General features: G+C 70.1%; 14 protein-coding genes. 8 read left to right on the plus strand and 6 right to left on the minus strand.

What is annotated here, in order from left to right:
* Window positions 1-30: 30 nt before the first annotated feature.
* Window positions 31-558 carry a peptidylprolyl isomerase gene (locus IF61_RS0114890; protein ID WP_030366857.1) on the plus strand — a complete coding sequence of 176 codons (528 nt, stop codon included), beginning with the start codon at window positions 31-33 and terminating at the stop codon, window positions 556-558.
* Window positions 559-739: 181 nt separating this feature from the next.
* A complete protein-coding gene (locus tag IF61_RS0114895; protein ID WP_078660217.1) occupies window positions 740-1,615 on the plus strand; it encodes a rhomboid family intramembrane serine protease in 876 nt (291 codons plus the stop codon).
* Window positions 1,616-1,893: 278 nt separating this feature from the next.
* Here IF61_RS0114895 and crgA read toward each other — a convergent pair whose 3' ends face one another.
* On the minus strand, window positions 1,894-2,148 hold the full coding sequence (gene crgA / locus IF61_RS0114900; RefSeq protein ID WP_030366859.1) for a cell division protein CrgA: 255 nt from the start codon (window positions 2,146-2,148) through the stop codon (window positions 1,894-1,896).
* 155 nt (window positions 2,149-2,303) lie between these two features.
* Between crgA and IF61_RS0114905 the strand changes: the two genes are divergently transcribed.
* The 6 genes from IF61_RS0114905 (at window position 2,304) to IF61_RS0114930 (ending at window position 6,403) form a co-directional block, all read left to right on the plus strand.
* Window positions 2,304-3,068 (plus strand): DUF881 domain-containing protein, encoded by a 765-nt coding sequence (locus IF61_RS0114905; RefSeq protein ID WP_030366860.1) that lies wholly within the window; start codon window positions 2,304-2,306, stop codon window positions 3,066-3,068.
* A gap of 27 nt (window positions 3,069-3,095) precedes the next feature.
* On the plus strand, window positions 3,096-3,938 hold the full coding sequence (locus IF61_RS0114910) for a class E sortase (protein WP_030366861.1): 843 nt from the start codon (window positions 3,096-3,098) through the stop codon (window positions 3,936-3,938).
* A gap of 72 nt (window positions 3,939-4,010) precedes the next feature.
* A complete protein-coding gene (locus IF61_RS35230) occupies window positions 4,011-4,187 on the plus strand; it encodes a hypothetical protein (protein WP_030366862.1) in 177 nt (58 codons plus the stop codon).
* Complete coding sequence (locus IF61_RS0114920; RefSeq protein WP_030366863.1) at window positions 4,184-4,831, plus strand: aminodeoxychorismate/anthranilate synthase component II; 648 nt, start codon at window positions 4,184-4,186, stop codon at window positions 4,829-4,831. The genes IF61_RS35230 and IF61_RS0114920 overlap by 4 nt, the downstream gene beginning before the upstream one ends.
* Window positions 4,828-5,673 (plus strand): class E sortase, encoded by an 846-nt coding sequence (locus tag IF61_RS0114925; RefSeq protein WP_397945280.1) that lies wholly within the window; start codon window positions 4,828-4,830, stop codon window positions 5,671-5,673. The genes IF61_RS0114920 and IF61_RS0114925 overlap by 4 nt, the downstream gene beginning before the upstream one ends.
* Before the next feature lie 37 nt (window positions 5,674-5,710).
* On the plus strand, window positions 5,711-6,403 hold the full coding sequence (locus tag IF61_RS0114930; RefSeq protein ID WP_030366865.1) for a class E sortase: 693 nt from the start codon (window positions 5,711-5,713) through the stop codon (window positions 6,401-6,403).
* A 67-nt stretch (window positions 6,404-6,470) separates the two neighbouring features.
* On the opposite strand, the gene pknB is transcribed toward IF61_RS0114930, so the two are convergent.
* The 5 genes from pknB to IF61_RS0114955 form a co-directional block, all read right to left on the minus strand.
* A complete protein-coding gene (gene pknB, locus IF61_RS0114935; protein WP_030366866.1) occupies window positions 6,471-8,507 on the minus strand; it encodes a Stk1 family PASTA domain-containing Ser/Thr kinase in 2,037 nt (678 codons plus the stop codon).
* Window positions 8,508-8,669: 162 nt separating this feature from the next.
* Complete coding sequence (locus IF61_RS0114940; RefSeq protein ID WP_030366867.1) at window positions 8,670-10,124, minus strand: peptidoglycan D,D-transpeptidase FtsI family protein; 1,455 nt, start codon at window positions 10,122-10,124, stop codon at window positions 8,670-8,672.
* A complete protein-coding gene (locus IF61_RS0114945; protein WP_030366868.1) occupies window positions 10,121-11,563 on the minus strand; it encodes an FtsW/RodA/SpoVE family cell cycle protein in 1,443 nt (480 codons plus the stop codon). Before IF61_RS0114945 ends, IF61_RS0114940 begins: the two co-directional genes overlap by 4 nt.
* A gap of 40 nt (window positions 11,564-11,603) precedes the next feature.
* Window positions 11,604-13,151, minus strand: a complete 1,548-nt coding sequence (locus IF61_RS0114950) for a Stp1/IreP family PP2C-type Ser/Thr phosphatase (protein ID WP_169748822.1) — start codon at window positions 13,149-13,151, stop codon at window positions 11,604-11,606.
* A 75-nt stretch (window positions 13,152-13,226) separates the two neighbouring features.
* On the minus strand, window positions 13,227-13,772 hold the full coding sequence (locus IF61_RS0114955; protein ID WP_030366870.1) for an FHA domain-containing protein FhaB/FipA: 546 nt from the start codon (window positions 13,770-13,772) through the stop codon (window positions 13,227-13,229).
* Window positions 13,773-13,776 lie beyond the last annotated feature (4 nt).

Below are 13,776 nucleotides of genomic sequence, written 5' to 3' on the forward strand. Positions count from 1 at the left end.
GCCGTCAGTGCAGACTAGGGAAGGTAGACCGTGGCCGAGCAGCTTTACGCCACCCTGAAGACCAACCAGGGCGACATCGAGATCCGGCTCTTCCCGGACCACGCCCCGAAGACGGTCAAGAACTTCGTGGAGCTCGCGAAGGGCGAGCGCGCGTGGATCAACCCGGAGACGGGTCAGAAGACCACGGACAAGCTGTACGACGGCACGGTCTTCCACCGCGTCATCGAGGGCTTCATGATCCAGGGCGGTGACCCGCTGGGCAACGGCACCGGCGGCCCCGGCTACAAGTTCGCGGACGAGTTCCACCCCGACCTGGCCTTCACCAGGCCCTACCTGCTGGCCATGGCCAACGCCGGCCCGGGCACCAACGGCTCGCAGTTCTTCATCACCGTCTCGCCCACCACGTGGCTGACCGGCAAGCACACCATCTTCGGCGAGGTCGCCGACGAAGCCTCGAGGAAGGTCGTGGACGCCGTCGCCTCCACCGACACCAACCCGCGCACCGACCGCCCGGTGAACGACGTGGTCATCGAGTCGGTCGTCGTCGAGGCCCGCTGACGGCGGGGCGGTCACGGCAGGGCGTCACCCCGTACACCCTTCCGCGCCCTCCTTCCCGCTCTTTCACTCTCCTTCACCCGCCCTCGTCCACCCGAGGGAACCCGGCGCCCCGCTCGTCCGTATGACGGGCGGGGCCGCGCGTCCCGGACAGGCCCGCCCACCACCGGCGCAAGGGGAACGCATGAACGACCAGGCCGTCGGCTGCTACCGGCATCCCGACCGGGAGACCGGCATCCGCTGCACCCGCTGCGAGCGGCCGATCTGCCCGGAGTGCATGGTGAGCGCATCCGTCGGGTTCCAGTGCCCGGCCTGCGTCGCCGGCGACTCCGGTACGGGACACCGGCCGCAGGCCACCGCGCCGCGCACCATCGCGGGCGGTGCGCAGGTCGCCGACCCCCGGCTGGTGACCAAGGTCCTGCTCGCGGTCAACGTCGCCCTGTGGATCGCGGTCATGGCCACCGGCGACGGCCTGCTCGACGAAATGGAGCTGTTCGGCCGCGCCGTGCTCGCCGGCGAGCCGCAGGGCGTCGCGGAGGGGCAGTGGTACCGCCTGGTGACCGCGATGTTCCTGCACCAGGCGCCGATGCACATCGCCTTCAACATGCTGTCGCTGTGGTGGATCGGCCCGCCGCTGGAAGCGGCCCTGGGCCGCGCCCGCTACCTCGCCCTGTACCTGCTGTCGGGCCTCGGCGGCTCCGCGCTCACCTTCGTCGTCGCGGACCCGCGCCAGCCCTCGCTCGGCGCGTCCGGCGCGATCTTCGGGCTGCTGGGCGCCACGGCGGTGATCATGCGACGGCGGGGCTACGACATGCGCCCGGTCGCGGCCCTGCTCGTGCTCAACCTGATCTTCACGTTCACGTGGCACAACATCGCCTGGGAGGCCCACATCGGCGGGCTGGTCGTGGGCGCGGCCGTCGCGTACGGGATGGTGCACGCGCCGCGGGAGAAGCGTGCGCTCGTCCAGGGGCTCACCTGCGGCGTGACGCTGGCGGTGATCGTCGCGGCGGTGATCGTGCGGGCGGCGACGCTGCCGGAACTCGTCGGATTCTCCGGCTGACCGGGTCCGGCCGGGGCTTTCCCCGGCCCGGACCCCCGGCCGACCCGCAGGTTTGTCCACAGCGCGTACAGAATGTTGTGCACGCTGTGGGGAACGCGTGTCCGTACTCGCACAGAGCTGCGTTTTCGCTGGTGGGCGGGGCCGCCAAGCGGCCCCCCGCGCTTGTGATCAGTCACACCGGCGTCAACGCCGGGGAAGTTATCCACAGATCTTCTGAGTTTTTCCCCACTGTGGACGAGGGTGTGGATAACTCCCCGGAAGGCTCCCCGGAGGACTTGCTACTTCCACTGCGTGGAGACCACGAACCCCGCCGCGATGAAGCCGAAACCGACCACGATGTTCCAGTTGTGGAGCGATTCGATGGGCATGTCTCCGCTGGTCACATAGAAGATGACGATCCAGGCCAGCCCGATCAGGAACATCGCGAGCATCAGCGGCGCCACCCAGCCCCGCCCACTGCTCAGCTTGATGGTCTGCTGCTTCGCCGGCGGCGGCGTGAAGTCGTCCTTCTTGCGGATCCGTGACTTCGGCACGAGGAACTCTCCTGTCGATGCGCTGCGTGACCGCGCTGGGGCTGCATGGGGCGGGACAAAGGGCTGGTCCGGGGCGGTGGGCGGCGGGAACGCCACCTTGCCCCGGGCGTCCGTTAGCGTAGTGCTTCCGTGGCGCCGGAGAGGATAAGGGTACGTTGAGTAATTCTGCGGACTCCACCAGCAGGCCTTCCCGGCGCTTCAAGCCCGTCCGGCTGCTCACCGGAGGCGTGTTCGCGCTCGCCGGCCTCATTTTCTGGACGAGCTTCAATACCGCCCACGGCACCGACATCCGCACCGACGACTCCATGCTGCGGCTCTCCGACCTCATCCAGGAGCGCAGCCGGAAGAACGCCGGCCTGGACGAGAGCGCCGCGGCCGTCCGCTCCCGGGTCGACACCCTCGCCGGGCGCGACAACGGCAACTCCGCCGCCCAGAAGAAGAAACTCGCCGACCTGGCGGCGGCCGCGGGCACCGCGAAGGTCAGCGGCCCGGGCCTGACCGTCACCCTCACCGACGCCCCGCCGAACGCCACGGCCAGGATCCCCGGCGTCCCGCAGCCGCAGCCCAACGACCTGGTCATCCATCAGCAGGACCTGCAGGCCGTCGTGAACGCCCTCTGGCAGGGCGGCGCCAAGGGCATCCAGGTCATGGACCAGCGGCTCATCTCCACCAGCGCGGTCCGCTGCGTCGGCAACACCCTGATCCTCCAGGGCCGCGTCTACTCCCCGCCGTACAAGGTGACGGCCGTCGGCGACCGCGGCGCGCTCCGCAAGGCGATCGACGCCTCCCCGTCGATCCAGAACTACCTCCAGTACGTCAACGCGTACGGGCTCGGCTGGAAAGTCGACCAGCACGAGGCGGTGACTCTTCCGGGCTACTCGGGCACAGTGGACCTCCACTACGCCAAGCCTTTGGCGTGACCCTCGTGGTCCGGGAGGGGGCCCGCGGTGAGGCCGAGGACCGTCGTCCGCACGCTCAGCGAACTGTGCGTCACCACCGGCGCCCTGCTGGTCCTCTTCGTCGTCTACGTCCTCTACTGGACGGGCGTGCGCGCCGACAGTGCCATGGACGAGGAGCTCGGCCGGCTCCAGGACCGCTGGTCGAGGGGGGCCGTGGGCGCGGCCGCCGCGCCGGGGGAGCCGGAGGCGGCACCGGAGCAGCAGCTGGGCGACACGCCGCCCGAGGAGGGCGCCCCGCCTGGCCAGCCGCCTGACAAGCCGGGAGACCCCTCCGCCTCCTCGCCGCAGCCGGGAGCGCCCTCCCGCACCCCGCCGCGCACGGACACCCCCGGCCAGGCGCCCCCCGCGGGAGCGGGCCCGCGGGCCGGCCGGGCCTTCGCCGTCATGTACGTCCCCCGCTTCGGCGCCGGCTGGGCCAAGCCCGTCCTCGAAGGAACCGGCACCGAGCTCCTCAAGAGGGGCCTCGGCCACTACGAGCGGACCGCCCGTCCCGGCGCGCCGGGCAACTTCGCGGTCGCCGGCCACCGCCGCACCTACGGCGACCCCTTCAAGGACCTCGACGAGCTGCGCGCGGGCGACGCGGTGGTGATCAACGACGGCACCACCTGGTTCACGTACCGCGTGGACGGCCGGCCGTACCGCACCCGCCCCGACGACACGGGCGTCATCGACCCCGTGCCCGCCGCCTCCGGCTACCGCACCCCCGGCCGCTACCTGACCCTCACCACCTGCGAACCGGAGTGGGGCCACAGCCACCGGCTGATCGTGTGGGCGCACCTGGACGCCACCTCGCCCGTCGCACAGGGCCGCCCCGGGGCTTTGTCCGCCTGACCCCCTCGGCACGCGCCCGCCCCTTAGTCTGGTGCTGCAATTTCGACTACGTCATCGGCAAGTGGGGACAGCATGTACGGCTGGATCTGGCGGCATCTGCCGGGCAACGCATGGGTGCGGGCACTGATCTCGCTGCTGCTCGTACTGGCGGTCGTCTACGTCCTCTTTCAGTACGTCTTCCCCTGGGCGGAACCGCTGCTGCCGTTCAACGACGTGACGGTCGACAACGGAATGGCGGTCAACCAGTGAGTGCGCGCATCCTCGTCGTGGACAACTACGACAGCTTCGTCTTCAACCTCGTCCAGTACCTCTACCAGCTCGGTGCCGAGTGCGAGGTGCGGCGCAACGACGAGGTCGAGCTCAGCCACGCGGAGGACGGCTTCGACGGCGTCCTGCTGTCTCCCGGGCCGGGCGCGCCCGAGCAGGCCGGTGTGTGCATCGACATGGTGCGGCACTGCGCCCAGCACGGCATCCCCGTCTTCGGCGTCTGCCTGGGCATGCAGTCCATGGCCGTCGCGTACGGCGGCGTGGTCGGCCGGGCGCCCGAGCTGCTGCATGGCAAGACGTCGCTGGTGACGCACGAGGGCGCGGGCGTCTTCCAGGGCCTCCCGTCGCCCTTCACCGCCACCCGCTACCACTCGCTGGCCGTCGAGCGGGAGAACTGGCCGGACGAGCTGGAGATCACCGCCTGGACGGAGTCGGGCATCGCCATGGGCTTGCGCCACCGCGACCTGCCGGTCGAGGGCGTGCAGTTCCACCCCGAGTCCGTGCTCACCGAGTGGGGCCACCGCATGCTCGCCAACTGGCTGGTCGCCTGCGGTGACGCCACGGCGGTGGAGCGGTCGGCGGGCCTGGCCCCGGTGGTGGGCAAGACCGGGGCGGCCGGGGCGTGACCACGCCCCCGCGGGTCGTATCGCAGCCGCTGCCGCCCGAGGACCGGGCGACGATGGAGCTGCGCAGGGTGGAGGTGCCGGCTCAGGCGGCGCACAGGCCCGTACGGACCGGGGGGCGTGCCGCGCGGAGGCACGCGGCCCGGCGGGCGCGCAGGGGCAGCCTGGGCGTGCTGCTGTGCCGGCTGACGGGCGAGCTGTTCATCACGGCCGGCCTCGTGCTGCTGCTCTTCGTCGCCTACCAGCTGTGGTGGACGAACATCCGCGCCCTCCAGCAGGCCGGCGGGGCCGCCCACCACTTGCAGAGCCGCTGGGACGAGGACGGCCAGGGCGCCGCCGACCGGGACGCGGGCGCGTTCTCGCCCGGCGAGGGCTTCGCGATCCTCTACATCCCGTCGCTGGACGTGAAGGCGCCCATCGCCGAGGGCGTCGGCAAGCAGAAGGTCCTCGACCGCGGCATGGTGGGCCATTACGGGGATGCCGCCCTCAAGACCGCGATGCCGTGGGACAAGCAGGGCAACTTCGCCCTCGCCGGCCACCGCAACACCCATGGCGAACCGTTCCGCTACGTCAACCGCCTGAAGCCCGGCGACAAGATCGTCGTGGAGACGCGGAGCGCCTTCTACACGTATGAGATGACGAGCCGTCTGGACCAGACGCCGCCGGCGAATGTCACGGTCATCGCCCCGGTGCCGGCCGGCTCGGGCTTCCGCGGCCCCGGCCGCTACATCACCCTCACCACCTGCACCCCCGAGTTCACCAGTACCTACCGCCTGATCGTGTGGGGCAAGATGGTCGACGAGCGGCCCCGGAGCAAGGGAAAGCCGGACGCGCTCGTCAACTAAAGACACGCGGGGAACAGTGAGCGGGGTACGAACGTCAGTGGCACGGACTGACCGGGGACGGGGGCGCCTCGCCGTCGCCGTGGGCGTCATCGGCGAACTGCTGATCACAGCGGGCCTGATCCTGGCCCTCTTCGTCGTCTACTCCCTGTGGTGGACGAACGTCCTCGCCGACCGCGAGGCGAAGCGTCAGAGTCACCAGGTGCGCGACCGCTGGGCGAAGGCCCCGTCCGGTCCCGGCGCCCTCGACACCAAGGACGGCATCGGCTTCCTGCACGTCCCCGCCATGAAGAACGGCGAGGTCCTGGTCAAGCGCGGTACGGGCACCGACGTCCTCAACGAGGGCGTCGCCGGCTTCTACACCTCCCCGGCCAAGGCCGCGATGCCGTGGGACAAGCAGGGCAACTTCACCCTGGCGGCCCACCGCGACGGGCACGGCGCGAAGTTCCACAACATCGACAAGGTGAAGACCGGCGACCGGGTCGTCTTCGAGACGCGCGACGTCTGGTACGTCTACAAGGTCTACGCCGAGCTGAAGCAGACCTCGAAGTACAACGTCGACGTCATCGACCCCGTCCCGAAGGAGTCTGGCAAGACGCGGCCGGGCCGCTACCTGACCCTGACGACCTGCACGCCCGTCTACACCTCCGACTACCGCTACATCGTGTGGGCGGAGCTGGAGCGCACGGAGAAGGTCGACGCGAAGCGGACGCCTCCGGCGGAGCTGCGGTAGCCCGGAAACGCCGAACGCCGGGTGGGCTGGAAATCCAGCCCACCCGGCGTTCTCCGCTAGCGCGGGATTATTGGCGGCGGCCCCCTATGAAACCGCCCCCGATGAAACCCGTGTTGCCCGTCGCACCCTGGTCACCACCGGGCGGGGTGCCGGGGTTGCCCGTGTCGGAGCCCGGGACGCCCGCCGTGGTCGTCACGTCCACCGCGGAGCCCTTGGCGACCTGGGTGCCCGGCAGCGGGTTGGTGGTCTGCACGACGGCGTTGTCGTCCTGCGGGCCGATGACGTTGCCGACCTTCAGGCCCGCGCCCTCGATCTCCTTCTTGGCGTCCTTGAACTTGTGCGTCAGCACCGGCGGCACGCCGACGTTCTGGGCGCCCTTGGCGACGGTCAGGGTGACCATGGAGCCCTGGGCGGCCTGGGTGTTGCCGTCGGGGCTCTGCTTGATGACGGTGCCGGGGGCCTGCCCGGGGGCGTCCTGCTCCGTCACCGACACCTGGAAGCCGTTGTCGGTCAGCTGCTTCTTCGCCGCGTCGACGTTCTGGCCCACCACGGACGGCACCGTCTTGGTCGGCTTGGCCGTGGCGACGGTCAGGGTGACCTCGGAGCCCTTCTCGGCCTTCGAGCCGCCCTTGGGGTCCTGGTCGAGGACCGTGTCGGCAGCGACGCCGTCGACCGTCTTGCCCTTGGTGTTGACCTGGAAGCCGGCCTTCTCCAGGATCCGCCGGGCGTTCTCCAGCTGCTTCTCGGTGACGTCCGGCACCTCGATCTTGGCCGCGCCCTCGGACACCTTGACCTTGACCTCGCCACCGCGGTCGATCTTGCCGCCGCCCGCCGGGTCCTGGCTGCAGATCTTGCCCTTCGCCTGCTCGCAGGCCTCGGTGCCGTTCTGCACGACCTTGAAGTCGCCGTTGACACCCTGCTGCTGAGCGTCCTTCAGCGTCTGCCCGACCAGGTTCGGCACGGACACCTTGGAGGCGTTGTTGCTGCCGCTGAAGAGCGACTTCCCGATGAAGATCGCACCGACCAGCACCAGGACGCCCGCGAGGATCAGCAGGATGGTCGACAGGTTGCTCTTCTTGCCGCCGCCCCCGCCGCGCCGCCGGCCGTGGCCGTCGTCGTAGCCGCCGTACCCGCCGTCGTCGTCCCGTACGGGCGGCAGCATGGAGGTCTGTCCCGGGGCCTGGGGGGCCTGGGGACGGAGCATGGCGGTCGGGGCGTCCGCGCCGTAGCCCACGGCGTTCAGGGAGGCCGTGGCGGCGACGGGCTGGCCCTCCAGGGCCGCCTCGATGTCGGCGCGCATCTCGTCGGCCGACTGGTAGCGGTAGTCCGGGTCCTTGGCCAGCGCCTTGAGGACGATGGCGTCCATCTCGGGCGTGATCTCGGGATCGTGGACGCTCGGCGGGTTCGGCTCCTCCCGCACGTGCTGGTAGGCGACGGCCACCGGCGAGTCGCCCACGAAGGGGGGCCGGACCGCCAGCAGCTCGTAGAGCAGGCAGCCGGTCGAGTAGAGGTCCGAGCGCGCGTCGACCTGCTCGCCCTTGGCCTGCTCCGGGGAGAGGTACTGGGCGGTGCCGATGACGGCCGCGGTCTGCGTCATCGTCATGCCGGAGTCGCCCATCGCGCGGGCGATGCCGAAGTCCATGACCTTGACCTGGCCGGTGCGCGTCAGCATAACGTTGGCCGGCTTGATGTCGCGGTGGACGATGCCGGCCCGGTGGGAGTACTCCAGGGCCTGCAGGACGCCGATGGTCATCTCCAGCGACCGCTCGGGCAGCAGCTTGCGGCCGGAGTGCAGCAGCTCGCGCAGCGTCGACCCGTCCACGTACTCCATGACGATGTACGGGATCGACACGCCGTCGACGTAGTCCTCGCCGGTGTCGTAGACGGCGACGATCGACGGGTGGTTGAGTGAGGCGGCCGACTGGGCCTCGCGGCGGAACCGGGCCTGGAAGGACGGGTCGCGGGCAAGATCCACCCGCAGCGTCTTCACGGCGACGGTGCGGCCGAGCCGGGTGTCGTGGGCGAGGTAGACCTCGGCCATGCCACCGCGGCCGAGCACCGAGCCCAGTTCGTACCGGCCGCCGAGGCGACGCGGCTCTTCCATAGCTCCAGCCCTTCCGTTTTCCTGACCGCACCTTCACTACGTCCGGCGGTGTGCTGTCCGGCATACGGTACCCGGCAGGTCACGCCCGTTCCGGCCGCGACGGCCACCTGATACACGACCGGTACCGTCGCGGGCGGCGCCGGACGGCGGAGGTGAGCCCCGTCACTTCGACGTGCTGAGCACCGCCTCCATGACCTTCTTCGCCACGGGCGCGGCGAGGGCGCCACCGGCGATGTCGTCGCGGAGCGTGTCCGAGCTCTCGATCACCACGGCGACGGCGACGGGGGAGCCGTCGGCGCCCTTGGCGTAGGAGATGAACCACGCGTAGGGGTTGCCGCTGTTGTCGACGCCGTGCTGGGCCGTTCCGGTCTTGCCGCCGACCGTGACGCCCTTGATCTGGCCGTTCTTGCCGGTGCCCTCGTTGACCACCGTCTCCATCATCGACTGCAGCTTGCGGGCGTTGTCCCGCGACATGGGCTGGGACATCTCCTTCGGCTGATGCGTCTCGATCACGTTGAGGTTGGGGGCGCGCACCTTGTCGACCATGTACGGCTCCATGAGCTTGCCGTCATTGGCGACCGCGGCGGCCACCATGGCCATCTGCAGCGGCGTGGCGCGGTTGGAGGCCTGGCCGATGCCGTCCATGGCGTTCTGCGGACGGTTGTCCTTGGGGTAGACGCTCTGGGCCGCACGCACCGGCGTGTCGAGCTTGTCGTTGTTGAAGCCGAACTTCTGCGCCTCGTCCATCATCTTCTTGTTGCCGAGGTCGGCGCTGACCTTGCCGAAGACGCTGTTGCAGGAGACCCGCAGCGCCTCCCGCAGGGAGGCGTCCTTGCACTGGATGCTGCCCTCGTTCTTCAGCTCCGTGACCGTGTCCGGCAGCGTCCACGGCACCGGCGAGTCGGTCTTGGAGTCGACGTCCTTGTACAGGCCGTTCTCCAGGGCGGCAGCGGCCGTCACGACCTTGAACGTGGAGCCCGGGGGGTACGTCTGGCGCAGCGCCCGGTTGAGCATCGGCTGGTTCTTGTCCTGGTCCAGCGACGTCCACTCCTTGCCGTCGTTGGCGCCCGCGATCTTCGACGGGTCGTACGACGGCGTGGACGCCAGGGCGAGGATCTTGCCGGTGCGCGGGTCGATGGCCGCGACCGCGCCCTTCTTGTCGCCGAGGCCCTCGAAGGCGGCCTTCTGGGCCTTGCTGTTCAGGGTGGTGATCACGTCACCGCCCTTCTTCCCCTTGCCCGTGATCATGTCGACGGTGCGGTTGAAGAACAGGCGGTCGTCGTCGCCGATGAGGACGCGGTCGTAGAGCTTCTCCAGCTGGGTGGCTCCGTAGACCTGCGAGGAGCGGCCGGTGACGGTCGCCCACATGGGGCCGTCCGTGTACGTCCGCTTGTACTTGAAGTCCACGCCGCCGGTCTCGACGGAGCCGGTGATGGCCTGGCCGTCCACGATGATGTTGCCGCGGGGCTGGCTGTAGCGGGCGATGTCGACGCGGCGGTTGTTCTTGTGCGTCTTGAGCTCGTCGGCCTGGACGAACTGCAGCCAGTTGTCCCGCAGGAGCAGGGCCAGGACGAGGAGGCCGCAGAAGATCGCGATCCTGCGTACGGGCTTGTTCACGGGCGGACCACCTGGGTCATCTCGGCGTCTGTGGACGGTGCGGGGGCCGGGGCCGGGCGCCGTGCCGTGTCGCTGATCTTTATCAGGATGGCGATCAGCGCCCAGTTCGCGATGACGGACGAGCCGCCCGCCGCGAGGAACGGCATGGTCATGCCGGTCAGCGGGATGAGGCCCATGACGCCGCCCGCCACGACGAAGACCTGGATGCCGAAGGCTGCGGAGAGGCCGGTGGCGAGCAGCTTGCCGAACGGGTCGCGGGCCGCGAGGGCCGTGCGCATGCCGCGCTCCACGATCAGGCCGTAGATCAGCAGGATCCCCATGGCGCCGGCCAGGCCGAGCTCCTCGCCGTAGGAGGCGAAGATGAAGTCGGAGTTGGCGGCGAACTGGATCAGGTCGGAGGCGCCCTGGCCCCAGCCGGTGCCGAAGACGCCGCCGGAGCCGAAGGCGAACATGGCCTGGGCGATCTGCTCGGTGGTGGCCCAGGACGGGCGCGGGTTGTCGTAGACCGCGAAGGGGTGCAGCCAGGCCATCACACGGACCTTGACGTGCGGCTCGACGGAGCCGACGACGGCCGCGCCACCCGCTGACATCAGCAGACCGAAGACGATCCAGCTGGTGCGCTCGGTGGCGACGTACAGCATGACGACGAACATGCCGAAGAACAGCAGCGACGAGCCCAGGTCGGTCTCGAAGACGAGGACGACGAGGCTGAGCGCCCAGACGGCGAGGATCGGGCCGAGGTCGCGGCCGCGCGGCAGGTACAGGCCCATGAAGCGGCGGCTGGCGAGCGCCAGGGCGTCGCGCTTCACCATCAGGTAGCCGGCGAAGAAGATCGCCAGGATGATCTTCGCGAACTCACCGGGCTGGATGGAGCCGAGGCCGGGGATGACGATCCAGATCTTGGCACCGAACTTGCCGGGGAAGAAGATCGGGGCGATCAGCAGGACCAGCGCGACCACCATGGAGATGTAGGTGTAGCGCTGGAGGATGCGGTGATCCTTGAGGAAGATCATGACAGCGACGAACAGCGCGATGCCGAGTGCCGAGAACATCAGCTGGTTGGGCGCCGACGCCTGGAACGTGAAGCCCTGCGCCTTGGCCAGGCGCGCCAGGCGCTCCGACTGGTCCAGCCGCCAGATCATCACGAGGCCGAGGCCGTTGAGCAGGGTGGCCAGCGGCAGCAGCAGCGGGTCGGCGTACTTGGCGAACTTGCGCACCACCAGGTGCCCGACGCCGCCGAGCAGGCCGAGGCCGAGCCCGTAGCCGAGCATGCCGGAGGGCATCTCGCCGTTGAGCGCGAGGCCGACGTTGGCGTACGCGAAGCAGGGCAGGATCACCGCGAACGCGAGCAGCGCCAGCTCGGTGTTGCGCCGGCTGGGCGGGCCCACGGTGCTGATCGTCGTCGTCGCGGTCGTGTTGCTGCCCGCGCTGGATGGCATGGATGGCATGGCTGACATGAGTTGATGGCCCCCTACGGCTTTACTGCTGAGCGCTGCACTGCGGGACCAACTTCTGCTCTTCCTCGGTGAGGGTGGGGCCCGGGCTCGGCACCGGGGTGGCTTGGGCGGAGAGGCCGGCGGCCCCCGGCTTGGCGTCGCCGGCCTTGGGGTCCTTCGGGTCCTTGGGCAGATCGCCCACGGAGCCGACCCGGTCGCCGTTCTGCTTCTCCTTCTCCCGCTGCGCCTGCTCGGCCTTGCGCCGCTCGTCTTCCTTCTTGCAGGCGCCGGCGAGGAGGCCGAGGTCCTTGGCCTTCTGCTCCGCCTTCTCGCGGCTGTCGAGCGCGATGGTGTCCTCGACGCGGCTGCGCTGGTCGACGGGCAGGTACTTGAGTTCGATCTCGGGGTGGTCCTGGTACAGCTTGCTGAGGCTCACCCACGCCAGGTCCTGGTTGATGCCCTGGTAGACCGCCACGTGGTTGTTGTCCTTGGCGCCCACGTAGTACTGCGTCTGGGTCCAGCTGTAGCCGCCGTAGAGGCCGCCCGCGACGACGCCGAGGACGACGCCGAGGATGAGCGTCCGCTTCAGCCAGCGGCCGCGCCGGGGCTCCTTGACGAAATCCTCGTCCATGAAGGCGCCGAACGAGCCGTCCGGGGTGCCGCCCATGCCGTCGTCGCCGCTGCCGGGCGGGCCGAAGGCGCCGCCGGGCTGCTGGGCGGGCACGGGACGGTTGGCGCGGGCGTGCTCGGCGGCCCGGCCGGCCGGGGTGTGCATGGCGCCGTCGACGCCCAGCTGCAGCTGGTTCTCGGCGACCGCGCCGACGATCACCGGCGTGTCGTTGAACTGCTGGGCGAGGGTGTCGCCGCCGTCCACGTCGAGGACGTCGGCGACGATGCAGGTGATGTTGTCGGGACCGCCGCCGCGCAGGGCGAGCTGGATCAGCTCCTGGATCGTCTCGTGGGGACCCTGGTAGCTGGCGAGGGTCTCCTCCATCGTCTGGTGACTGACGACTCCGGAGAGGCCGTCGGAGCAGATCAGATAGCGGTCGCCCGCCCGGACCTCGCGGATCGAGAGGTCGGGCTCGACATGGTCGCCACTGCCCAGCGCGCGCATCAGCAGGGAGCGCTGCGGGTGGGTGGTGGCCTCCTCCTCGGTGATCCGGCCCTCGTCCACCAGCCGCTGCACCCAGGTGTGGTCCTGGGTGATCTGCGTGAGGACGCCGTCGCGCAGCAAGTACGCGCGGGAGTCGCCGACGTGCACGAGGCCGAGCCGCTGGCCGGTCCACAGCAGGGCGGTCAGGGTCGTGCCCATGCCCTCCAGCTGGGGGTCCTGCTCGACCATCACGCGCAGCTGGTCGTTGGCGCGCTGCACGGCGGTGCCGAGGGAGGTGAGGATGTCCGAGCCGGGGACGTCGTCGTCGAGCTGCACGAGGGTGGAGATCACCTCGGAGCTGGCGACCTCGCCCGCGGCCTGGCCGCCCATGCCGTCGGCGATGGCGAGCAGGCGCGGGCCGGCGTAACCGGAGTCCTCGTTGCCCTCCCGGATCATGCCCTTGTGCGATCCGGCGGCGAAGCGCAGAGACAGACTCATGCGCACCTCGCCCGTCGGCTCCGGGTACAGCCCCTTCCCAGCCACGCTGCCCACCCTCCGGTCGTCATGGTCCTACTACTTCCGCAGCTCGATGACGGTCTTGCCGATACGGATCGGCGCGCCGAGCGGGATCGGGGTCGGGGTGGTCAGCCGGGTGCGGTCGAGATACGTGCCGTTGGTCGAGCCGAGGTCCTCGACGATCCACTGGCCGTCGCGGTCCGGGTAGATCCTGGCATGCCGGCTGGAGGCGTAGTCGTCGTCCAGCACGATCGTGGAGTCGTGGGCGCGGCCCAGCGAGATGGTCTGGCCCTGCAGGGCCACCGTGGTGCCCGCGAGGGAGCCCTCGGAGACCACGAGCTTGGTGGGGGCGCCGCGGCGGCCCCGGTCCGCGCGCCGGTCGGCCCTGCGGCCGCCCGCCTGCTGCTGCTGGCGCTGCTGCGGGGGCGCGGCCTGGGCCTGCGCGCGCTGCGGCCGGCTCTCGCCACCGCCCCGGCGGGAGCCACGCTGGGTGACCCGGGTGCCGAAGAGATCACTGCGGATGACCTGAACGGCCACGATCACGAACAGCCACAGTACGGCGAGGAAACCCAACCGCATGACCGTGAGGGTCAGCTCTGACATTGCC

This window comes from Streptomyces roseoverticillatus, assembly GCF_000719265.1.
Taxonomy (GTDB): domain Bacteria; phylum Actinomycetota; class Actinomycetes; order Streptomycetales; family Streptomycetaceae; genus Streptomyces; species Streptomyces roseoverticillatus.

Bases quoted from the DNA above. Each gene is read 5' to 3' on its own strand.
- IF61_RS0114895 (WP_078660217.1), top strand. From the start codon at position 740: ATGAACGACCAGGCCGTCGGCTGCTACCGGCATCCCGACCGGGAGACC.
- IF61_RS35230 (WP_030366862.1), top strand. From the start codon at position 4,011: ATGTACGGCTGGATCTGGCGGCATCTGCCGGGCAACGCATGGGTGCGG.
- pknB (WP_030366866.1), bottom strand. From the start codon at position 8,507: ATGGAAGAGCCGCGTCGCCTCGGCGGCCGGTACGAACTGGGCTCGGTG.
- IF61_RS0114945 (WP_030366868.1), bottom strand. From the start codon at position 11,563: ATGCCATCCAGCGCGGGCAGCAACACGACCGCGACGACGACGATCAGC.
- IF61_RS0114950 (WP_169748822.1), bottom strand. From the start codon at position 13,151: ATGAGTCTGTCTCTGCGCTTCGCCGCCGGATCGCACAAGGGCATGATC.
- IF61_RS0114955 (WP_030366870.1), bottom strand. From the start codon at position 13,772: ATGTCAGAGCTGACCCTCACGGTCATGCGGTTGGGTTTCCTCGCCGTA.